This window comes from Streptomyces sp. NBC_00425 (genome assembly GCF_036030735.1).
GTDB lineage: Bacteria > Actinomycetota > Actinomycetes > Streptomycetales > Streptomycetaceae > Streptomyces.
Map to the genome: position 1 here is coordinate 3222659 of NZ_CP107928.1, position 20835 is coordinate 3243493.

At 73.0% G+C, this 20835-nt stretch carries 19 protein-coding genes and 2 pseudogenes; 10 read left to right on the forward strand and 11 right to left on the reverse strand.

Annotated features, from left to right (window positions below):
• Positions 1–180: 180 nt before the first annotated feature.
• Entirely contained in the window at positions 181–741 is a 561-nt protein-coding gene (locus OHS82_RS13405) for an NADAR family protein (RefSeq protein ID WP_157876381.1), read from the forward strand.
• An 83-nt stretch (positions 742–824) separates the two neighbouring features.
• Here the strand turns inward: OHS82_RS13405 and OHS82_RS13410 are convergent, their stop codons facing one another.
• On the reverse strand, positions 825–1670 hold the full coding sequence (locus OHS82_RS13410) for a DUF4190 domain-containing protein (RefSeq protein WP_328433917.1): 846 nt from the start codon (positions 1668–1670) through the stop codon (positions 825–827).
• Between the two features lie 303 nt (positions 1671–1973).
• On the opposite strand from OHS82_RS13410, the gene OHS82_RS13415 reads away from it, so the two are divergent.
• Complete coding sequence (locus OHS82_RS13415; RefSeq protein ID WP_057580553.1) at positions 1974–3101, forward strand: adenosine deaminase; 1128 nt, start codon at positions 1974–1976, stop codon at positions 3099–3101.
• Positions 3102–3128: 27 nt separating this feature from the next.
• Positions 3129–3815 carry a glycerophosphodiester phosphodiesterase gene (locus OHS82_RS13420; protein WP_328433918.1) on the forward strand — a complete coding sequence of 229 codons (687 nt, stop codon included), beginning with the start codon at positions 3129–3131 and terminating at the stop codon, positions 3813–3815.
• Between the two features lie 55 nt (positions 3816–3870).
• Here OHS82_RS13420 and OHS82_RS13425 read toward each other — a convergent pair whose 3' ends face one another.
• The 7 genes from OHS82_RS13425 to OHS82_RS13455 all read right to left on the reverse strand — a co-directional run bounded on the left by OHS82_RS13425 (position 3871) and on the right by OHS82_RS13455 (position 10137).
• Entirely contained in the window at positions 3871–5592 is a 1722-nt protein-coding gene (locus OHS82_RS13425) for an RNA polymerase sigma factor (protein WP_328433919.1), read from the reverse strand.
• A 173-nt stretch (positions 5593–5765) separates the two neighbouring features.
• Positions 5766–6287: a hypothetical protein gene (locus OHS82_RS13430; protein ID WP_057580551.1), complete on the reverse strand. Its 522-nt coding sequence runs from the start codon at positions 6285–6287 to the stop codon at positions 5766–5768.
• A gap of 69 nt (positions 6288–6356) precedes the next feature.
• Positions 6357–6896 carry a hypothetical protein gene (locus tag OHS82_RS13435; protein WP_057580550.1) on the reverse strand — a complete coding sequence of 180 codons (540 nt, stop codon included), beginning with the start codon at positions 6894–6896 and terminating at the stop codon, positions 6357–6359.
• Positions 6880–7377 carry an RNA polymerase sigma factor gene (locus tag OHS82_RS13440; RefSeq protein WP_057580549.1) on the reverse strand — a complete coding sequence of 166 codons (498 nt, stop codon included), beginning with the start codon at positions 7375–7377 and terminating at the stop codon, positions 6880–6882. Before OHS82_RS13440 ends, OHS82_RS13435 begins: the two co-directional genes overlap by 17 nt.
• Positions 7374–8051, reverse strand: coding sequence for a class F sortase (locus OHS82_RS13445; RefSeq protein WP_057580548.1), 678 nt, complete (start codon positions 8049–8051; stop codon positions 7374–7376). Before OHS82_RS13445 ends, OHS82_RS13440 begins: the two co-directional genes overlap by 4 nt.
• A complete protein-coding gene (locus OHS82_RS13450; RefSeq protein ID WP_057580547.1) occupies positions 8048–8413 on the reverse strand; it encodes a hypothetical protein in 366 nt (121 codons plus the stop codon). Before OHS82_RS13450 ends, OHS82_RS13445 begins: the two co-directional genes overlap by 4 nt.
• 275 nt (positions 8414–8688) lie before the next feature.
• Positions 8689–10137, reverse strand: coding sequence for a gamma-aminobutyraldehyde dehydrogenase (locus tag OHS82_RS13455; protein WP_057580546.1), 1449 nt, complete (start codon positions 10135–10137; stop codon positions 8689–8691).
• Positions 10138–10317: 180 nt separating this feature from the next.
• Between OHS82_RS13455 and OHS82_RS13460 the strand changes: the two genes are divergently transcribed.
• From OHS82_RS13460 to OHS82_RS13490, 7 genes and pseudogenes are all read left to right on the forward strand, one after another.
• Entirely contained in the window at positions 10318–10836 is a 519-nt protein-coding gene (locus OHS82_RS13460; RefSeq protein WP_057580545.1) for an Lrp/AsnC family transcriptional regulator, read from the forward strand.
• Positions 10837–10855: 19 nt separating this feature from the next.
• A complete protein-coding gene (locus OHS82_RS13465) occupies positions 10856–12220 on the forward strand; it encodes an aspartate aminotransferase family protein (RefSeq protein ID WP_057580544.1) in 1365 nt (454 codons plus the stop codon).
• A 203-nt stretch (positions 12221–12423) separates the two neighbouring features.
• Positions 12424–13167 carry an ABC transporter ATP-binding protein gene (locus OHS82_RS13470; protein WP_057580543.1) on the forward strand — a complete coding sequence of 248 codons (744 nt, stop codon included), beginning with the start codon at positions 12424–12426 and terminating at the stop codon, positions 13165–13167.
• A pseudogene (locus OHS82_RS13475) lies at positions 13149–13646 on the forward strand (hypothetical protein); the annotation flags it as partial. The gene OHS82_RS13470 and the pseudogene OHS82_RS13475, both read left to right, overlap by 19 nt.
• Before the next feature lie 870 nt (positions 13647–14516).
• Positions 14517–15128, forward strand: a pseudogene (locus tag OHS82_RS13480) (hypothetical protein); the annotation flags it as partial.
• 107 nt (positions 15129–15235) lie between these two features.
• Positions 15236–15655 (forward strand): VOC family protein, encoded by a 420-nt coding sequence (locus OHS82_RS13485; RefSeq protein WP_328433920.1) that lies wholly within the window; start codon positions 15236–15238, stop codon positions 15653–15655.
• A gap of 340 nt (positions 15656–15995) precedes the next feature.
• Positions 15996–16727 (forward strand): LAETG motif-containing sortase-dependent surface protein, encoded by a 732-nt coding sequence (locus tag OHS82_RS13490; protein WP_199863825.1) that lies wholly within the window; start codon positions 15996–15998, stop codon positions 16725–16727.
• Positions 16728–16989: 262 nt separating this feature from the next.
• On the opposite strand, the gene OHS82_RS13495 is transcribed toward OHS82_RS13490, so the two are convergent.
• The 3 genes from OHS82_RS13495 to OHS82_RS13505 form a co-directional block, all read right to left on the reverse strand.
• Positions 16990–18009: an ABC transporter ATP-binding protein gene (locus OHS82_RS13495; RefSeq protein WP_328433921.1), complete on the reverse strand. Its 1020-nt coding sequence runs from the start codon at positions 18007–18009 to the stop codon at positions 16990–16992.
• Entirely contained in the window at positions 18009–19610 is a 1602-nt protein-coding gene (locus OHS82_RS13500; protein ID WP_057580540.1) for an ABC transporter permease, read from the reverse strand. Before OHS82_RS13500 ends, OHS82_RS13495 begins: the two co-directional genes overlap by 1 nt.
• A 110-nt stretch (positions 19611–19720) precedes the next feature.
• The gene (locus tag OHS82_RS13505) at positions 19721–20797 is read right to left on the reverse strand and encodes a thiamine ABC transporter substrate-binding protein (RefSeq protein WP_328433922.1); all 1077 of its coding nucleotides are present in this window, start codon (positions 20795–20797) and stop codon (positions 19721–19723) included.
• Positions 20798–20835: the final 38 nt, after the last annotated feature.

Consider the following 20835-nt stretch of genomic DNA (forward strand, 5'->3'; position numbering starts at 1 on the left):
TGGCGTAGCTCCAGCCTGATTTGATTGCCGATCCTGACAGAGCAAGGGCACTCCAACAAGTGATTCCGTTGTTGCCTTTTGGTTACGCGACGAAATCTGTCGACGAGGGGTCGACCAGGTGTCGAGTGGCGGCGGAAAAGGCAGGACGCTCTGTCAGTGGCGCGTGCCATCCTCTGGTGCATGGAGACGATCGACAGCCGGGAGTCCCTGGTCAGGGCCGTCCGGGCGGGGGCTGGGATCAAGTACCTGCACTTCTGGGGCCACCGTCCGCGACCGGACGGACGGATCGGTGCGAGCTGCCTGAGCCAATGGTGGCCGTCACCGTTCGTGGTCGACGAGGTCGCCTACGCGACGGCGGAGCACTGGATGATGGCCGCGAAAGCGCGGCTCTTCGCGGATCCGGAGGCGCAGGAGCGGGTGCTGGCCGCAGCGTCGCCCGCCCAGGCGAAGAAGGAGGGGCGGCTGGTCCGCGGCTTCGACGACACCACGTGGGAGCGGGAGCGGTTCCGGATCGTCGTCGAGGGCAGCGTCCACAAGTTCGCCTCGGACCCCGCGCTGGGCTCGTTCCTGCTGGGCACCCGTTCGAGGGTGCTGGTCGAGGCGAGCCCGATGGACCGCGTGTGGGGCATCGGCCTGACGGCCGACGACGAGGCGGCGACGAACCCCGAGCGGTGGCGCGGCCTGAACCTGCTGGGCTTCGCCCTGATGCAGGCCAGGGAGCGGCTGCTCGCGCAGGCCTGAGACGCCGGGGGCGGGGCAGGGGCGGTTCCAGGGCGTGTTTCGAAAGTCCCGTCTGCCGGCAGACGGGACTTTCGAAACACGCCCTACGGGGCCACGATCGTCAGGACGCCCACGCCGACCGCCAGCACCAGGCCCACCGCGCCGCAGATGACGCCGGCCAGCGCCTGACCGGGGTTCGAGGCCTCACCCCGGCGGGCCTTCCCGCGCCCGATCGCGCCGAACACGACGCCGAGGATGCCGAAGACGATGGCCAGCGGCCACAGACAGAAGACGACCGCGGCCAGGATCCCCAGCACCAGTCCGGCCACGCCCGTGCCGTTGTTGTCCCCTGCACCGCCGCCGGCCCAGCCGTACAGCCCGGGCGCGCCGCCGTAGTGCGGTGGGGACGGATAGCCGTAGCCGCCGGCGTAGCCGTACGGGATCTGCCCGGGCCCGTCGGGGGCGATGGGCGGCGGCGGCACCGGCCCGCCGTGGGCCGGAGGGGCGAAGTGTCCGGGGGGCGGACCGCCCGCGGCCGTGGCGGGGTCCGGCGGCGGAAAGCCGCCGAGCGCGCCGTGCGGCTGCGGGCTCCCGAAGGGATCGGCCCAGGGCTGCGGCGTCACGCCGGGCAGCGAGGTCATCGTCTGCTGGTCGTGGACGGAGGCCGGCGCCCGGTCCTGCGCGGGGCCGGTTCCGGGGGCCGAGGGTTCGTTCGCGGCGACGGTGTGGCCGGGGCCGCTCTGCGCCGCGCCGCCGGGCGCCGCCCATGGGCTCGGGGTCAGCGGGGAGGCCGCGCCGGGAGCACCGCCGGCCGGGGCGGCCTTGTCCAACGGCACCCGGGGTGTCGTCCCGGGCTCCGCGTCCCACGGTCCGTCCGTCGCGTCGGAGGCGGGTGCGGGCCACGGGTCGCGGGCGGCGTCACCGGCCGGAGTCGGCGCGTCGTCGGACATGCGTGGATCCCCTCTGTCGCCCCTCGACCGGGCGGTCGCTCTGCGTTCCGTCATCCGTACGCCGTCCCGCCCTGCGTACGTTCCGTCATGCTACGGCCCGCGGCCGCCGAGAACGGCAGCGGGCCGCACCCCCCTCGAACGCCCGACGACTCCCTCCACCACGTCCTGCCGCGATGCCTCCACCGACCTCCGGCACCGCCGCGCCTGCGCCTACGCCTACGATGATCGGGACTCATCGATCAGCCGATCACACGCGTCCCGTCCGGCCCGCCTGGCTCGGGGTGCCGTCCCGGGGAGGACCCCATGACCGACCGACTCGACGCATCCTCAGCAGCCGCCGCCTCCGGCTCCCCCGTCTCCGGCGTGCCCGCCGGCCCCACCGCCGCGGCGGCGGCCGGCGCCCGCGACCTGCACGCCTTCGTCGCCGGGCTGCCCAAGGCCGAACTGCACGTCCACCACGTCGGCTCCGCGTCCCCCCGCATCGTCTCCGAGCTGGCCGCCCGGCACCCCGACTCCAGGGTGCCCACCGACCCCGAGGCCCTCGCCGACTACTTCACCTTCACGGACTTCGCCCACTTCATCGAGGTCTATCTGTCCGTCGTGGATCTCATCCGCACCCCGGAGGACGTCCGGCTGCTCACCTACGAGGTCGCCCGGGACCTGGCCCGTCAGCGGGTGCGCTACGCCGAGCTGACCGTCACCCCCTTCTCCTCGACCCGGCGCGGCATCGACGAACGCGCCTTCATGGACGCCATCGAGGACGCCCGCAAGGCGGCCGAGGCGGAGTTCGGGACCGTGCTGCGCTGGTGCTTCGACATCCCCGGCGAGGCGGGTCTCGAGGCCGCCGAGGAGACCACACGGCTCGCCACCGACGACCGGATCCGCCCGGAGGGGCTGGTCTCCTTCGGGCTCGGCGGGCCCGAGGTCGGTGTGGAACGTCCTCAGTTCAAGCCGTACTTCGACCGGGCGATCGCCGCCGGGCTGCGGTCGGCGCCGCACGCCGGCGAGACCACCGGCCCGCAGACGGTGTGGGACGCGCTGACGCATCTGCGCGCCGAGCGCATCGGCCACGGCACCAGCTCCGCGCAGGACGAGAAGCTGCTCGCGCACCTCGCCGAACACCGCATCGCCCTGGAGGTGTGCCCGACGTCGAACATCGCCACCCGTGCGGTCCGCACCCTCGACGAGCACCCGATCAAGGAGTTCGTGCAGGCCGGCGTCCTGGTCACGGTCAACTCCGACGACCCGCCCATGTTCGGCACCGACCTGAACAACGAGTACGCGGTCGCCGCCCGGCTCCTCGACCTCGACGAGCGGGGCGTCGCCGATCTCGCGAGGAACGCGGTCGAGGCAGCCTTCCTGGACGAGGCCGGCAAGGCCCGGCTGCGGACCGAGATCGACGTGTACACCGCCGGATGGCTCGCCCCCTGACCGTCCGGGTACGGCCACAATGGGCCCATGCAGAACGTGACCGCCGTGGCCCACCGCGGCGACCCCTACCGTCTCCGTGAGAACACGATCGCTTCGCTGCGTTCCGCGCTCGACCTGGGCGCGGACGCCGTGGAGTGCGATGTACGGCTCACCCGGGACGGCGTGCCCGTGCTGCTGCACGACGCGACGTTGAAGCGGCTGTGGGCGCACGACCGTCCGCTGGCCTCGCTGTCCGCGGCCGAGGTGCGCGGGCTGACGGCCGGCGCGGTGCCGACGCTCGCGGAGGCGCTCGCGGCGACCGAGGGCAGCCGGCTGATGCTCGACCTGCCCGGGACCCGGGAGGTGGGCGCGGCACGGCGGATCGTCGACGCCGTGCGCGAGGCCGGGGCGACGGACCGGGTGTACTACTGCGCGGGCGCCGTCGCGATGCTCGCCGTGCGCGCCGCCGACCCGTCCGCCGAGATCGCGCTCACCTGCACGAGCCTGGCGCCCCCGCGACCGGCGCTGCTCGCGGCGGTGCGGCCGCGCTGGCTCAACTACCGCTTCTCCCTGGTGGACCGGGAGCTCGCCGCGCGCGTCCACCGGGCCGGCCACCTGCTCTCCGTCTGGACCCCCGACACCCGCCGTTCCCTGCGCCGGCTCATCGGCCTGGGCGTCGACTCGATCACCACGAACCGCATCGACCTCCTGACCGCGCTGCGCAAGGAGGGCTGAGTCCCGGGGCCGTCGGACACCGGGCGCGCTGCCGTCTGCCGCGGTGGCGCCGCCCTCACACGCGGGAGAGCTGCGGCACGGTCGCCGGGTCGGCCGGGGTCTGCCGGGTCGCGTACTGCGGGACCGGTGTGTCGTCGCCGCCGGTGTCACGGACCAGCCCGTAGCGCCGCGCGCCCTGTCCCGGTCCGCTCGTGACGTCCCGCTCCACGGCGTCCCACGTTGTCGGGAAGACGTTGAGTCCGTAGTCGGCGCCCCGCTCGTTCACGGTGAGCGTGACGGTGCCCGTGAGGTAGAAGTACTCGTTCTGCCACATCTGCTGGGCGCCCGGCGGCAGGACGGCGTAGCCGGTGGCCCTGTCGCCCATGCCGGTGGCCGAGCCGTCCGTGCCGACGGGATCGTCCATCCGGCGTCCGCCGCCGGAGGCAACGTGGAAGAGCCGGCCCCTGAGGCCGGTCCAGCTCGGCATGACCAGGGCTCCGGACCGGTACTGGGGCGATATCTGCCAGCGCACGAGGACGTAGCCCTGCCCGCTGAGCGTCACGCTGTCCCCGCGGTGGTTCATGGTGGCGTGGGCGCCGCCGCTGCTGGTGACGCCGGACGCGGGCCGCTCCGGCAGGGCAGCCGGCGGGGTGTCCGGGTCGGGCGCGCGGTCGACGGCGTCGACGACGCTTCCGTACCGGGCCGCCTTCTTCACGCTCTTCGACGGTGAGGGCGACGGTGACGCCGACGGCGAGCCGGAGGGGGCGGCCTCGCCCGACGTGGAGGCGGCGGGCGAGGCGGGTGCGGCGGACACCGCGGACACCGCGGCCGCCGTCGGCGCGGTGGCCGCGCGCCCCGGCGGGTCCTCGGGCGTGTGCACGACGACGTACGCGCCGCCCGCGGCGAGCGTCGCGCCGGCCGTGACCGCGACGGCCGGCTTGCTCAGCGCGGTCAGCACCTTCGCGGACCAGCCGACGGAGGCGGTGCCGGCGGCCGCGGCGGCCGTCTTGCCGCCGAGGGCCAGGGAGATCGCGAATCCGGCCGGGACGGGCACCAGGGCGATCCCCACGAGCAGCCGTTCCGCCGGCACGACGGACTCGCAGGCGCCGTCGCAGCAGCCGCAGCCGCGGATGTGCCGGGCCAGCCGCTTGCGCCAGACGGAGTCGGGGCGACCGGTCCAGCGGGCGGTCAGCTCGCGGAGGCCGGGGCAGGCGCCGTCGAGGGCGCGCACGATGCCCCGTGAGACCTCCAGCCGCTCCTTGACCCGCTGCACGCGCACGGCCGCGTGCTGCCGGTTGATGCCGACGGCCGCGGCCAGTTCGCGCCGGGTGAGCTCGCCCGCGACCTCCAGCCACCACAGGGACAGCAGCTGCCGGTCCTCGTCGTCCAGCCAGCGCACCGCCTCCGCGACCTCCCGCCGCTGCCCTTCCAACTGCAGCCGCAGAACGGTGAGTTCGGCGAAGTCGCTGGTCCCGTCGAGGGTCGTGCTCTCATTGAGAGGGGCGTCGGTCCTGCGGCGGGCCCGGTCACGCACCTGACGCATGGCGATGGCCACCAGCCAGGAGCGGAAGCTGTCGGGGTCGCGCAGCGAACCGAGGTTGCCGACGGCCCGCAGCATGGTCTCCTGGACGACGTCGTCGACGTCGGCGTGGCCGTTGAGGGCCCGGCCGACGACGTTGTAGACGAGCGGCAGCCAGCCCGCCACCAGCTCGTCCAGCGCGTCCCGGTCGCCGGCCTGCGCGGCCGCGACGGTGGCGCGCCAGTGCCCCCCGGCCTCGGCGTCGGCGTACGTCCTCATGCCCGCACCCTCTCAGCCGGGCCCCCGTGGTTGACAATGTCGCAGATCACACCTGAGGTGACGGCCCCGACGGCCCGGGGACAACACTTTTCGCCCTCCCCCTCCCCACCCCTCCCTCTTCCTCCTCTTCCCCCCTTCTCTTCCCTCTTCTGCTCTTCTCCGGGGCGCGGCGCTCACACCGCGGGGACCGACCAGGGGTTCGGGCCGATCTCCGCCAAGCGCAGGATCTTCCTGCGCACGATGTACAGCGGGACGACCCCGATCACGCCGAAGGACATGTCGATCACGCTCCACCAGAGGGGGATGCCCCGGATCGGTCCACAGATCAGCGCGAGCGGGACGATCCCGGCACAGGCGATCATCGCGAACTCCACCACCCAGACGTTGCGGACCGGGTCGCGGTAGGGGCCGTAGAAGGCGACGGCGATCACGAGGTGCGCGAAGGCCAGCCAGTCCGTGCCGTAGAGGAGGAACGGGTAGTCGGCGTCGGCACTGTCCAGGCCGCGCCGGACGCGCTCGATCCACTCCATCGCGCCGGGCAGCCGCTCCGGCACGGACAGCGCGCGCAGCGACTCCTCCGTCCAGCGCAGTTCATGGACGAGCGGGAAGGCCGTGACGCCGCTGAGCACCAGACAGACGACGAAGAGGGCCAGCCAGACACGTATGCCCTTCAGCAGGGCGGCTCTGTCGCTCATGGCGGCAGCGTACGCCGGAATTGAACATGTTCAAAACACGATTCCCGGACGGCGGCACGCGTACCGGCGTCACCGGCGCGTGGCTGCGGCGGACGGCATGACAGACCGCTCGTCCGACTCCGCCGGAGCGGGCCGGACCCCGGCCTGCGACGGCGACGGCGACGGTGGCGACGGCGACCGGTCAGGGCTGCGGCCGCCGGTGGAGGCAGCGGTGTCGGTGGGAGCAGTCGAGGGCCGGGCGTCCGATGGCCGGGTCGCGATCGCCCCCTCGGTAGGGTCCTCGGCGACCGGGCTCGCCGGGGCCGTAGGGGTGGGCACGGTCGCCGGGCCGCTCGCCGGGGGCGGGGCGAGCGGGATCGCGGGCGGCGGCGTCCCGGACGTCGCCGGGCGCAGCGGCAGCAGGACGGCGAGCGCGGCGACGGCGCAGGTGGCGCCGGCCGCGGCCGCGGCACGCAGGGTCCGGCGGCGGCGCGCACCGCGACGGATCCGCTCGTAGCTGCCGGCGGGCGGCGCGAGACGACCGGAGGCGGGCCGCAGGACGACGGCGAGGGGGTCGTCGGGGGCGAGGTCAGGACGGCCGTCGTCGAAGTCGTCAACGGGCGTGATCAAGGCTTCTCCTCAGGTGGGCGCGGAGCAGTTCGCGGGCCGCGTGCAGGTCGGCCTTGACGGTCCCTTCCTTGCGCCCGGTCAGCGCGGACACCTCCCGGATCGGCATGTCAGCGTAGTAGTGCAGCAGGATCGGGACGCGCAGCCGGTCGGGCAGGGACTGCACGAGCATCCGCACCGAGGGGTCGGCCGGTTCGGCGCAGGGGGCGATCGCCGCCTCGGCGGTGGCGCGGCGCACGGCCCGGCGTTCCCGTTCGAGCTTGCGCCAGTGGTCGCGGACGAGGTTGGCGGCGGTGACGAACAGGAAGCCCTGGGGCTCAGCCACCGACGTCCAGCGGGCCCACAGCCGGGTGAACGCCTCCGACGCGATCTCGTGCGCCGTCTCGTCGTCGTCGACGAGACGGCGGCACCAGCCGGCCAGGCGCGGATAGAGGGCGGCGAACAGCTCGGACGCCGCCCTGTCGCGCGAGCGTGACCGTTTCAACGTTCTCCCGCAGAACTGCTCGAGCCGCTCGACCCCGCGCCCAGCACGGCGAAGACGATCACGTTGTCGCGGTATCCGTCGCCGCTGCGGGGGCCGCCGCACGTGATGAGACGCAGTTCGGGGCGGTCCACGTTCCCGTAGACGTCCTGCGTCGGGAAGTGCGACTTGTCGACGGTCCGCACCTCGGTGACGGCGAACTCGGCCGTCGTGCCGTTCTCCAGACGCGCCGCGATCCGGTCGCCGGCGTGCAGCCGGCCCAGTCGGCGGAAGACGCCGTCGCCGTACCGGCCGACCGTGACATGACCGAGGATCACCGACGGCCCCGTCTGCCCCGGAGTCGGCGAATGCTCGTACCAACCCGCCCGGTCGTGTTCCTCGACCGGAGGCACCTGGACGCTGCCGTCGGCGGCCAGTCCCAGCCGCATGACCGGGGTGTCCACCCCGATGGCCTCGATCCGCAGCCCGAGCGGCGCCGACCGCGCGAGCGGACGCACCGCCCGCCCGGCGGACACGGGGGGAGCCGAGGAAGCCGGGGAGGGCGAGGAGGCGGCGGGACCCGAGGCGGCCGTGGAGGCGCCCGGCGTGGACCCGGCCGTCGAGCCGCCGGCGCAGCCCGTGAGCAGCAGCGCTGCCAGGGCCGTCAGGGCCGCGGCGCGCCTGGAGAGCGGGCTCATGCGCCGGACGCCCTCCGGCGGCGTACGACGTGGAAGACCACGCCGGCCGCCGCGGAAGCCGCCGCCGCGCCGCCGATCAGTGCGCCGTGGCCCTCGGACGCAGGCTCGGCGACACCGGTCCCGGCCCCTCCCCTGGGCACCACGCCGACCTGGCTCGGCATGGCCGCCGGGGTCCTGCCGGACTCGGCGGGAGCGGTGGTCGGCACGGCGGAGGCGTCGGCCGGGGCCTGGGTCGGAGAGGCGGTTCGCCCGGCGGTGGTGGGCGCCGGGGCCGGCGTCGTCGAGTCGGCGAGTGCGGGCGTTGCGCCCGCCAGCAGGGCGGCACCCGCAATTGCCAGGCCGGCCAGGCCCGTTCGGGACATGAGTCGCATGAATCGCTCTCTTTCGTCGGTCCGTTGACGGATCGGACGAAGAGACGAGACAGCCCGGGACCGGGTTGTAAAGAGCTGGCAAAGTCGAAATCCGACACCCTGACGCCCACCGCCGACCCGTCAAGGGCACAGCAGACGGCCCCCGGTTCGAGCAACCGAGGGCCGAACTCCCCAAGGGGCGCGGGGAACCGCGCGACCAGCACGACAACGCGCCCGCACCCCACCACGAACGGCCGCCCGCGAGATCCCGGGCGGCCCGCGGAACGTTACGCGTCCAGGGACGTCATGACGTGCTTGATGCGGGTGTAGTCGTCGAAGCCGTAACCCGAGAGGTCCTTGCCGTAGCCGGACTTCTTGAAGCCGCCGTGCGGCATCTCGGCGACCAGCGGGATGTGGGTGTTGATCCACACGCAGCCGAAGTCGAGCTTCTTGGACATCCGCATCGCGCGGCCGTGATCCTTGGTCCACACCGAGGACGCGAGGGCGTAGTCGACGCCGTTGGCCCACTCCACCGCCTGCTCCTCGTCGGTGAAGGACTGGACGGTGATGACCGGCCCGAAGACCTCGTTCTGGATGATCTCGTCGTCCTGGTTCAGCCCGGACACCACGGTCGCGGCGTAGAAGTAGCCCTTGTCGCCGACCTGCTTGCCGCCCGCCTCGACCTTGGCGTGCGCGGGCAGCCGCTCGATGAAGCCGGACACCTGCTTGAGCTGCTGGGGGTTGTTCAGCGGGCCGTACAGCACGTCCTCGTCGTCCGGCTGCCCGGTCTTCGTCTCGGACGCGGCCTTCGCGAGCGCGGCCACGAACTCGTCGTGGATGGACTCCTGGACGAGGACGCGCGTGGCGGCCGTGCAGTCCTGGCCGGCGTTGAAGTAGCCCGCCACGGAGATGTCCTCGACGGCCTTGGCGATGTCGGTGTCCTCGAAGACCACGACCGGCGCCTTGCCGCCCAGTTCCAGGTGGACGCGCTTGAGGTCCCTGGAGGCCGACTCGGCCACCGACATGCCCGCGCGCACCGAACCGGTGATGGAGGCCATCGCCGGGGTGGGGTGCTCCACCATCAGCCGGCCGGTGTCCCGGTCGCCGGTGACGACGTTGAAGACGCCCTTGGGCAGGATGGAGCCGACGATGTCGGCGATCAGGACGGTGGAGGCCGGGGTGGTGTCCGAGGGCTTCAGGACCACCGTGTTGCCCGCGGCGATCGCCGGGGCGAACTTCCACACGGCCATCATCATCGGGTAGTTCCACGGCGCGACCTGCGCGCAGACGCCGACCGGCTCCCGGCGGACGATCGAGGTCATCCCGTCCATGTACTCGCCGGCCGAGCGCCCTTCGAGCATCCGGGCCGCGCCCGCGAAGAAGCGGATCTGGTCGACCATGGGCGGGATCTCCTCGGAGCGGGTGAGCCCGACGGGCTTGCCCGTGTTCTCCACCTCGGCCGCGATGAGCTCCTCGGCCCGCTCCTCGAAGGCGTCCGCGATCTTCAGCAGGGCCTTCTGACGCTCGGCGGGCGTCGTGTCGCGCCAGCCCGGGAACGCCTCGGCGGCGGCGGCCATCGCGGCGTCGACGTCCGCAGGGCCGGACAGCGGTGCGGTCGCGTACGCCTCGCCGGTCGCCGGGTTGACCACCTCGGTGGTCCGTCCGTCGGCGGCGTCCCGGAACTCACCGGCGATGTAATTCCGTAGTTTGCGCATCGGACGCAGCTCGGTGCTCACTGCCGGGCCTCCTGATCGGTTTCTGACTGCTGGGGGTGTCCATGTACTGAGACACCCACCCTAATCCGCCCGCCCACGTTTTCAACACCCCCGATCGCGCCATGACTGCGGAATCCGCAGATCTCACTCACGTAAACAACGAATTTCATCGCCTCGACCTTGCGGAACTGTCGAGCTGTCGTGCACAGTGACGTCGTGGCCAGTCGAAGCGCAGAGCACAGGGACTCCCGCGAGTCCAGGAACGGCAGCACCCCTCACCTGGATGCCGTCAGCCTCGCCATCATCGAACAGCTCCAGGAGGACGGCCGCCGGCCGTACGCCGCGATCGGCAAGGCCGTCGGCCTGTCGGAGGCGGCCGTGCGCCAGCGCGTCCAGAAGCTGCTCGACCAGGGCGTGATGCAGATCGTCGCCGTCACCGACCCGCTCACCGTGGGCTTCCGGCGGCAGGCGATGGTCGGGATCAACGTCGAGGGCGACGTGGAGTCCATAGCGGAAGCGCTCACCGACATGTCCGAGGTCGAGTACGTGGTGATGACCGCGGGCTCCTTCGACGTCCTCGCCGAGATCGTCTGCGAGGACGACGACCACCTGCTGGACGTCATCAACAAACGCATCCGGGCCCTGCCCGGCGTGCGCTCCACCGAGAGCTTCGTCTATCTGAAGCTCAAGAAGCAGACCTACATGTGGGGAACCCGATAACCGTGAGGACCCGATAACCGTGAGCACCAAGGACCTCAGCCGCACCGCGTACGACCACCTGTGGATGCACTTCACCCGCATGTCCTCGTACGAGAACTCGCCGGTACCGACCATCGTCCGGGGCGAGGGCACCTACATCTACGACGACAAGGGCAAGCGCTACCTCGACGGCCTCGCCGGCCTGTTCGTGGTGCAGGCGGGCCACGGGCGCGTGGAGCTCGCCGAGGCGGCCTTCAAGCAGGCCCAGGAACTGGCGTTCTTCCCCGTCTGGTCCTACGCGCACCCCAAGGCCGTGGAACTCGCGGAGCGTCTGGCCGACCACGCGCCGGGCGACCTCAACAAGGTCTTCTTCACCACCGGCGGCGGCGAGGCCGTGGAGACCGCCTGGAAGCTCGCCAAGCAGTACTTCAAGCTGACCGGCAAGCCGACCAAGTACAAGGTCATCTCACGGGCGGTCGCCTACCACGGCACCCCGCAGGGCGCCCTGTCCATCACCGGCCTGCCGGCCCTCAAGGCCCCCTTCGAGCCGCTCGTCCCGGGCGCGCACAAGGTGCCGAACACCAACATCTACCGCGCCCCGATCCACGGCGACGACCCCGAGGCCTTCGGCCGCTGGGCCGCCGACCAGATCGAGCAGCAGATCCTCTTCGAGGGCCCGGACACGGTCGCGGCCGTCTTCCTGGAGCCCGTGCAGAACGCCGGCGGCTGCTTCCCGCCGCCGCCCGGCTACTTCCGGCGGGTGCGCGAGATCTGCGACCAGTACGACGTGCTGCTCGTCTCGGACGAGGTCATCTGCGCCTTCGGCCGCCTCGGCACGATGTTCGCCTGCGACAAGTTCGGCTACGTCCCGGACATGATCACCTGCGCCAAGGGCATGACGTCGGGCTACTCCCCGATCGGCGCCTGCATCGTCAGCGACCGGCTGGCCGAGCCGTTCTACAAGGGCGACAACACCTTCCTGCACGGCTACACCTTCGGCGGCCACCCGGTCTCGGCCGCGGTGGGCCTGGCCAACCTGGACCTGTTCGAGCGCGAGGGCCTGAACCAGCACGTCCTCGACAACGAGGGCGCGTTCCTGTCCACGCTCCAGAAGCTGCACGACCTGCCGATCGTCGGCGACGTCCGCGGCAACGGCTTCTTCTACGGCATCGAGCTCGTGAAGGACAAGGTCACCAAGGAGTCCTTCGACGAGGAGGAGACCGAGCGCGTCCTCTACGGCTACCTCTCCAAGGCCCTGTTCGAGAACGGCCTGTACTGCCGTGCGGACGACCGCGGCGACCCGGTCGTCCAGCTCGCCCCGCCGCTGATCTCCAACCAGGAGACGTTCGACGAGATCGAGCAGATCCTGCGCGCCACGCTGACGGAGGCGTGGACGAAGCTGTGACGTCCGTGACGTCAGCCTGATCAGCTGATCAACACCGGCCCCGGTGTCTGCCGTTCGAGTGGGAAACGGCGGTCCGGGGCCGTGTGCTGTCCGGCCTCCCGCCGTCGCCTGCCTAGCGTGCCAGTGACCGATCGGCCCTGCCTTCGTTCCCCCGCTCGGGGGATCGGCACGGGAACCACAGATCTGAACCGAGGTGTACGCCCATGGAGGCTCCGCCGGACAACGACGTGCTCTGGGCACGCTCCCTGCACTTCACGCACCCCGACGGCTCCCCCGGGCTGGCCGGGGTCTCGATGGGTGTGCGGGAGGGCGAGATCCTCGCCGTCGGCGGGCCCCGCGGCAGCGGCAAGACGACGCTGCTGCGCTGTCTGTCCGGCCTCGCCTCCGCCCGGCGCGGCGAGGTCTGGTTCAACAGCGTGCCCGTGCACACGATGGGCCCGTCGGCCCGCGAACGGCTGCGCCGGGACCGCTTCGGCTGGATCGACCCGGTCCCCCTCCTCGTCCCCGAGCTGAACGTCTGGGAGAACGCCGCCCTGCCCCTCATGCTGCGCGGCACCAGCCGCCGGCGGGCCAAGGTCGCCGCGCTGGAATGGCTGGAACGCCTGGACGTCGGCGACCGCTCCCGGCTGCGCCCGCACGAACTCACCCAGGCCGAGCGGCAGCGGGTCTGCATCACCCGGGCCCTGGCCCCGGCCCCCTCGATCCTCTTCGCGGACGAGCCCACCGCGCCGCTCCACCGGGCGGACCGCGCCCACGTCCTGCGCACCCTGACCTCGGCGGCCCGCTCGCACGGCATCACGGTGGTGCTCGCCACCCACGACCCGCAGACCGCGGCCCTCGCGGACCGCACGGTCGCCCTGCTGGACGGGCGCCGGGTGAACACCGTCCATCTGCCGCCCGTCACGGAGCCGGAAGGCCGGGAAGCCGCGTGCTCGCTCTCCGTCTGACCCGCAGCGCCCACCCCGCCGTCCAGCTCCGCCGGCTCCTGGTGGCGGCGGCCTCGGCGGGCACCGGCTTCCTCCTGCTGAGCACCCTCGGCCACGCGCTCACCCACCCCGAGGCGCCGGCGTCCGCCGCACTCCGGCTCGCCTGGTGCGCGGCGCCGCTGGCCGCCACGGTCTACTTCGCCAGGGCGGTCGCCCGCACGGACCCCGGCACCCGCCCGCGCCCCGGGCTGGCGGCGATCGGTCTCGGGCCGACCCGTCTGATGGTCGTCTCGGCGACGACGACGGCCCTGTCGACGCTGCTCGGCTCGATGCTGGCCCTGCTGCTCTTCCTCCACCTCCGCGGCGACCTCACGGGCATGCCGTTCGACGGGGCGGCGAGCGACTTCCTGGCGGCGGGCCGGCCGCTGCCCCTGCCGGCCGCGCTGACCCTCCTCGCCCTGGTCCCCGCGGCCTCGTCCGTGGCGGTGGCGCTGATGCTCCGGCCGAGGGACGCGCGCGTGGCGGCCCGGGCGACCCCGAGACTGCTCGGCCGCTTCGGCGCACCCGGTGCGAAGGGCCCGGGCGGGACGTTCGGCGCGTACGGCAGATACGGCACCAACCGCACGACGGCGTCCCGCGCATCCCGTCCGTCCCCTCGGTCCCCCGACGGAAATCCCCGGACCGGCGCCCGGGCCGCCGGGGCCCCGGTCGACGACGGCACCCGGACCGCGGACGGCCCGGACGGCCCCCACGGCCCCGGCGCGCGCGAGCGTGCCGCTCGGAACGCCGACGGCCACGAGCACGGGCCCACGGCCGCGGAGGACCGTACCGGCCAGGCAGGGGACGGCCGGGCGCGCCGCACACCCGACGGCCGCGCCGAACCCGACGGCCGGACCGCTTCCGACGCGGTCGCAGAGGCCACGGGCGGCCTGGTGGCCCGGTCGACCGGCGGCGACGACGCCGCGGCCGCGGGGCCGCGGGGCTCCCGGCAGGCCGACGGCGGCGGCGTCCCGGACGCGCTCCGGCGCACCGTCCCGGCCGCCGCCGCCCGCCCCGCCCGTACGGCGACCGAACGCCTCGCCCTTCCCGACGGCCCGGACGTCCACCCGGCGAACGGCACCGACGCGAAGGCGGCCGACGGCCGAGGCGACAGGGCCGCGAACGGACGGCCCACGAACGGACGGCACGCCGACAACCTCCCCGGCCCGGCGGCCGAGGACCACCCGGCCGTGGAGGGCCGTCGTACGGCGGCTCAGCGCTCCACGGCGGACGTCGCGCCGCAGGGCTCGAGCATCGAACCGCCTCCGCCGGCGGACGGCGACCCCGCGGAGGACCCGGCCGGCCCGGGGTTCCACGCCCCGCGGAACCCGCCGGCCCCCGACCCCACCGCCCTCCCCTGGGGCGCCGCACTGCTCGCCACCGGGCTGGCGGTGGAGGGGTACGCGAGCCGGACAGCCGACGGCGGCGGGCTCCCCCTGCCCGGCGGTCTGCCCGAGGGCCCCGCCGCCGTGTTCCTCGGCTGGACCCTCACGGTCGTGGGTCTCGCCCTCGCCGGCCCGGGCCTCACCCACCTGTGCGGCCGTCTGCTGCAGTCGGCCCGTCCCGGCGCCCTGCGCCTCCTCGCGGGCCGTGGGCTGATGCAGGAGGCGTCCAGGATCGGCCGTCCGCTGGGGGTGGTCTGCGCGGTGACCTCGGGCGCGTACACGATGGCCGCGCTGTACGACCCGGCCGACCCGTCCTTCGGCCCGCTGTCCACACTGGGCGCGCTGGTCGTGGCGGGCTGCACCGTCGCGACGCTCCTGACGTCGGCCGTCGAGGCGAGGCAGGCCCGCGCCGACACCACCGCCGCCCTGCTGCGCCTCGGCGCCCCGACCAAGACCCTGCGCAGCGCCGCCGCACTGCGCGCCGGCGCCCTGCTGACGCTCTTCGTCCCGCTCACCCTGGTGGTGGCCGAACTGGCGGCTCTCCCGTTGGCCCGCTGAGACACCGTCCGAAAAAATCTCCCGCATCCCCGATGAGTTCGCGGCGACCCCTCGGTCTACCCCACCGAACAGTACATCTGAACGACACGAACCCTTGGGAGAGCACGATGACCACCCCGGCCTACCAGCAGATGATCTTCGTGAACCTGCCCGTGAACGACCTCGACGCGTCGAAGAAGTTCTTCACCGAGCTCGGTTACGGGATCAACCCGCAGTTCAGCGACGACAACGCGGCCTCCGTGGTGATCAGCGACACGATCGTCGCGATGCTGCTCACCAAGCCGTTCTACTCGACCTTCACCAAGAAGGACATCGCGGACGCCTCGACGACCAGCGAGGTCCTGATCGCGCTGAGCGCGGAGAGCCGCGAGAAGGTCGACGAGCTGGTGGACCGCGCGCTCGCCCTCGGCGGCTCCGCCAGCGGTCAGACCCAGGACATGGGCTTCATGTACGGCCGTTCCTTCGACGACCTCGACGGCCACACCTGGGAGATCGTGTGGATGGACCCGTCGGCCGTCCAGGGCTGAACCCCGCGGAGCCGTGCCCGGGCCCGCACGACGGCGCCCGGCAGGGGCGGGTGCATCCGACGCCACCCGCCCGGCCGCTCCTGCGGCCACTCGCCGGAAGCGGACGACGACGTCCCGTTTCACCCCGGTTGACCGGATCGAGGAGGTCCGGGAGGCGCCGAAACGTCTCGGTCGTTAATAAGAGGGCAAAGTCAACCGCCCGGAGGACTCCCCGGATTGACACTTCTTATGAAACGCTTATAGACCTGTGGGTCTGCTGGGGATGGTGACGCACTCGGCTCACCGGGGGCGCCATCTCCCCCTCCACCCCCCGCAGTTGCGCTTCCCGTAAAGGACAAACGTGTCCCTTTCCCGCCGTATCGCCGCCCGTTCGGTGCGCATGCTCGGTGTCACCGCCGCCGCCTCCGCCCTCGCCCTCAGCGCCTCGGGCACCGCGCTGGCCTGCGAGATAGGCGACTTCTCCGCCGCAGCCGCCTGCGACGGCGCCAAGGGCGTCATCACCGTCACCGACAAGGACGCCTCGGGTGTCCCGGCCGTCATCACCGTCTTCCTCGAGAACAACGGCGCCGACTTCCGGCAGGTCGGCACGGAACAGACCGTCAAGGGCTCGAAGAAGGGCGTCACCGTCTCCTTCGCCGAGGACTGGGAGCCGGGCGCGATCTACCGGATCCACGTCAAGGCCGTCAAGGGCAAGAAGCTCCTGGTCGACACCGACATCAACGCCGGCGAGAACCTGACCACCCCGGCCAAGGCGTGCGCGGCCGACACCTCCACGCCGACCGGCACCCCGTCCTCGACGCCTCCCTCGACGCCGTCGGGCACCACCACCACGCCGCCGGCCGAGACGGCGACCGCCCTGCCGTCGCCGTCCGAATCGACGAGCGACAGCTCCGCGCCCGGCGCGCCGTCCGCGAGCAACGCGCCCTCGGCCGCGGTCCAGGAGTCCAACCTCGCCGAGACCGGCGCCAGTTCCAGCACCGGCCTGATCGTCGGCGTCGCGGGCGCCCTGGTCGTCGTCGGCGGCGGCGCGGTGTTCTTCGGAATGCGTCGCCGCGGGTCCAGCCACCGCTGACCGCGCGACGGACACACGGATGCGCGGCCCGTCCCCTCACCGGGACGGGCCGCGCGCGTGTTTCTCGGCGGCCCACATGTTCCGCGGCGGCCCGCCGTCCGGCTCCCCTCAGCCGGACGGGGTCTTCGCCGGCCGGAACTCCGGCGCCTCCCGCTCGCCGGACACCTCCGACCCGGGGCTGCCCCACGGCAGTCGGCGGTGGAAGCCGCGCGGGACGGAGCCGAGCGGGGCACGCCGGGCGACCGTCGCCCGGCGGCGCGGATCACTCCAGCACCACGATCTCGGCCGGGTCGAAGGAGACTCCCACCGCGTCGCCGACCCCGGGTGCGTCCCGCAGCGCACACGCCGCCTCGAGCGTCGGCGCGTCCTCCGGCCGCAGCCGCAGGGCGACATGGGTGCCGCGGAACGTGCGCGCGGCGACCGTGCAGCGCAGCCCCTCGTCCGCGCCGGCCAGGCGGACGCCGGCGGGCCGCACGAGCAGCGTGCGCGCCCCCTGACCGGAGCCGGCCGGCACCGGCACCTTCCCCCACGGCGTGACCGCCGCCTCGCCCGTGACGGTCGCCGCCACCACGTTGTCGAAGCCGAGGAAGCGGGCCACGAACGCGTCCGCCGGCCGCTGCCACACCTCGAGGGGCGTGCCCGACTGGGCGATCCGGCCGTCCCGCATCACCACGACCCGGTCGGCGAGCGCGAACGCCTCACCCTGGTCGTGCGTGACCGCGAGCACGGTCGTGCCCAACCGGCCGAACAGCTCCCGCAGTTCTCCCACGAGGCGCTCGCGCAGTGACCGGTCGAGCTGCCCGAGCGGCTCGTCGAGCATCAGCAGCCGGGGCCGCGGGGCGAGCGCCCGGGCCAGCGCCACCCGCTGCTGCTCACCGCCGGAGAGCGCCGCCACGGCGCGGCCCCCCGCCCCCGGCAGCCCGACCAGCTCGAGCAACTCCCGCACCCGGTCGCCCCGTCGACCCTTCGGCATACCGCGCATACGCAGCCCGAAGGCCACGTTGCCGGCCACGTCCCGCTGCGGGAACAGCTGGTGGTCCTGGAACATCAGCCCGATCTCCCGCTGGTGCGCGGGCGTCCCGGCCTGGTCGCGTCCGTCGAGCCGGACCCGTCCGCCGTCCAGCGGCTGGAGCCCGGCCACCGCCCGCAGCAGCGTCGACTTGCCGCTGCCGCTGGGCCCGAGCACACACACCACCTCGTGCTCGGCGACCGCGAGATCGACCTCGTCGAGTGCGGCGTGCCCGCCGAACCGCACGGTCGCGCGTTCCAGCTCCAGCAGCATCAGAACTCTCCCGTCCGGTCGGTGCGCAGTCGCTCGAGCACCAGCAGCGCCACCGCGCACACCACCATCAGAATCGTCGAAAGGGCCATCGCCTGGCCGTAGTTGAGCTCTCCTGCCCGGCCGAGCAGTCGCGCCACGGCGACCGGCAGGGTCGGGTTGTCGGGCCGTGCGATGAACACGGTCGCCCCGAACTCCCCGAGCGACACCGCGAAGGCGAACCCGGCCGCGACGAGCAGCGCCCGCCGCACCAACGGCAGGTCCACCTCCCGCCAGACCCGCCACGGGGACGCGCCCAGCACGGCGGCGGCCTCGCGCAGTCGCTGATCCACCGCCCGCAGCACCGGCAGCATGGTCCGCACGACGAAGGGGACGCCGACCAGCGCCTGCGCGAGCGGGACGAGAATCCAGCTGGTCCGCAGGTCCAGCGGAGGCTCGTCCAGCGCGATCAGGAAGCCGAAGCCGACGGTCACCGCGGAGACGCCCAGCGGCAGCATCAGCAGGGCGTCGAAGCCGCGTACCAGCCGTCCGGCGTCCCGTCGGGCCAGCGCGGCCGCGGCGAGCCCGCCGACGAACACGGCGACGGCGGTCGCGACGACGGCGTACTCCAGCGAGTTGCCGATCGCGTCGATCGGCGGAACCAGGAAGACGTTGCCGTCGTCGCTGGTCAGCGCACGGTAATAGGCGAAGTCGGGCGCGTCGAAAGAGCGTTGCACCAGCACCGCGAGCGGCAGCGCCAGCAGCACGGCGATCGTGGCGAGCACCCCGGCCAGCAGCGTCCACTGCCCCGCCCCACGCGGCCGGCGCGCCGTGCCGGCCGCGTCGACCAGCCGCAGCGCTGACTCCCGCCGCCGCACCGTCCAGGCGTGCACGGCGAGGATCGCGCCCACGGCGGCGAACTGGACGATCGTGAGGACGGCGGCCGTCGACAGGTCGAGGATCTCGGAGGTCTGCCGGTAGATCTCCACCTCGAGGGTGGAGAAGGTGGGGCCGCCGAGGATCTGCACCACGCCGAACGAGGTGAAGGTGAACAGGAACACCATCAGCGCGGCAGCCGCGACGGCGGGTCCGAGCGCCGGCAGGGTGACCGTGCGCCAGGCACGCAGACGGGACGCGCCCAGCATCCTCGCCGCCTCCTCCTGCCGGGGGTCCAGCTGCGCCCACAGCCCGCCCACCGTCCGGACGACGACCGCGTAGTTGAAGAACACGTGCGCCAGCAGGATCGCCCACACCGTGGTGTCCAGCCGTACGCCCCACAGCTCGTCGAGCAGCCCGCCCCGGCCGACCAGCGCCAGGAACGCCGTGCCGACGACGACCGTCGGCAGCACGAACGGCACGGTGACGACGGCCCGCAACACCTGCTTCCCGGGGAAGTCGAGGCGCGCGAAGACATAGGCGGCGGGCAGCGCGACCAGCAGGGTGAGAGCGGTGGAGGCCAGCGCCTGCCAGAGGGTGAACCACAGGACGTGCCGGATGTCGGACTGCGCGAGCACGTCCCCCACCCGCCCGAACCGCCAGGAGCCGTCGGCGTCCAGCCCCCGGGCGACGATCGCGGCGACCGGGTAGGCGAAGAAGATCGCGAAGAACGCGACGGGCACGGCCATGAGACCGAGCCGCGCCGCCACGCTCCCCCGGGCGTGGCGGACGCCGCGGACGCCCTCACCACTCCCGCCTCCCCCGCCTCCCGGAGCCTTGGGAGCTCCCTCGGCCGGGTCTACTTCAGTACGAGCGAGGTCCACGACTTGACCCACTGGTCGCGACGGTCGGCGATCTTCGCCGGGTCCATGGTCTCGGGGTGCTCGGCGGCGGGCCCGTACTGCGTGAACTCGGCGGGCACGGCCGCCCCCTTCACCACCGGGTAGACGAACATGTTGAGCGGCATGTCCTGCTGGAACTTCTTGCTGATCAGGAAGTCGATCAGCGCCTTGCCGCCCTTGGCGTCGGCCGCGTTGCTCAACAGCCCGGCGAACTCGATCTGCCGGAAGCAGGTGCCGGTCGCGACACCGGTGGGTGCGGTGGTCGGCTTGGGGTCGCCGAAGACCACCTCGGCGGGCGGCGAGGAGGCGTAGGAGACGACCAGCGGACGGTCGGCCTTCGCCTTCCTGCCGCCGGCGGACCCGGAGAACTCCTCGTTGTAGGCCTGGTCCCAGCCGTCGACCACCTTCACCCCGTTCGCCTTGAGCTTCTTCCAGTAGCCCTCCCAGCCGGCGTCGCCGTACTGCGCGGCCGTGCCGAGCACGAAGCCGAGGCCGGGCGAGGAGGTGGCGGCGTTCTCGGTGACGAGGAGGTCCTTGTACGCGGGCTTCACCAGGTCGTCGAAGGTGGCCGGCGGGGCCAGCTTGTGCGCGGTGAAGTACGCCTTGTCGTAGTTGACGCAGATGTCGCCGAAGTCGACGGGCGTGACCCGGTGCTTGTCGGCGTCCAGCCGGTACCGGGCGTCGACCTGGTCCAGCCCCTTCGCCTCGTACGGCTGGAACAGCCCGTTGTCGAGCGCGCGGGAGAGAAGGGTGTTGTCGACGCCGAAGAAGACGTCGCCCTGCGGGTGGTCCTTGGTGAGGATCGCCTTGTTGACGGCCTGCCCGGCGTCGCCGTCCTTGAGGACCTTCACCCGGTAGCCGGACTGCTTCTCGAAGTCCGCGAGCACGCTCTTGGAGACGGCCCACGAGTCGTGGCTGACGAGGGTGACGGTCTTGGAGTCCGCCTCGCTCTTCCCGTCCGTCGACGACCCGCACGCGGACAGGACGACCAGGCCGAGCCCGACGGCCGCGGCGACGAAGGTCTTGTTCTGCACTGGAATTCCTCCTGGGGTGGACCAGGAAGAGACGCGGC

Bases quoted from the DNA above. Each gene is read 5' to 3' on its own strand.
- OHS82_RS13405 (WP_157876381.1), top strand. From the start codon at position 181: ATGGAGACGATCGACAGCCGGGAGTCCCTGGTCAGGGCCGTCCGGGCG.
- OHS82_RS13410 (WP_328433917.1), bottom strand. From the start codon at position 1,670: ATGTCCGACGACGCGCCGACTCCGGCCGGTGACGCCGCCCGCGACCCG.
- OHS82_RS13415 (WP_057580553.1), top strand. From the start codon at position 1,974: ATGACCGACCGACTCGACGCATCCTCAGCAGCCGCCGCCTCCGGCTCC.
- OHS82_RS13420 (WP_328433918.1), top strand. From the start codon at position 3,129: ATGCAGAACGTGACCGCCGTGGCCCACCGCGGCGACCCCTACCGTCTC.
- OHS82_RS13425 (WP_328433919.1), bottom strand. From the start codon at position 5,592: ATGAGGACGTACGCCGACGCCGAGGCCGGGGGGCACTGGCGCGCCACC.
- OHS82_RS13430 (WP_057580551.1), bottom strand. From the start codon at position 6,287: ATGAGCGACAGAGCCGCCCTGCTGAAGGGCATACGTGTCTGGCTGGCC.
- OHS82_RS13445 (WP_057580548.1), bottom strand. From the start codon at position 8,051: ATGAGCCCGCTCTCCAGGCGCGCCGCGGCCCTGACGGCCCTGGCAGCG.
- OHS82_RS13450 (WP_057580547.1), bottom strand. From the start codon at position 8,413: ATGTCCCGAACGGGCCTGGCCGGCCTGGCAATTGCGGGTGCCGCCCTG.
- OHS82_RS13470 (WP_057580543.1), top strand. From the start codon at position 12,424: ATGGAGGCTCCGCCGGACAACGACGTGCTCTGGGCACGCTCCCTGCAC.
- OHS82_RS13485 (WP_328433920.1), top strand. From the start codon at position 15,236: ATGACCACCCCGGCCTACCAGCAGATGATCTTCGTGAACCTGCCCGTG.
- OHS82_RS13495 (WP_328433921.1), bottom strand. From the start codon at position 18,009: ATGCTGCTGGAGCTGGAACGCGCGACCGTGCGGTTCGGCGGGCACGCC.
- OHS82_RS13500 (WP_057580540.1), bottom strand. From the start codon at position 19,610: ATGGCCGTGCCCGTCGCGTTCTTCGCGATCTTCTTCGCCTACCCGGTC.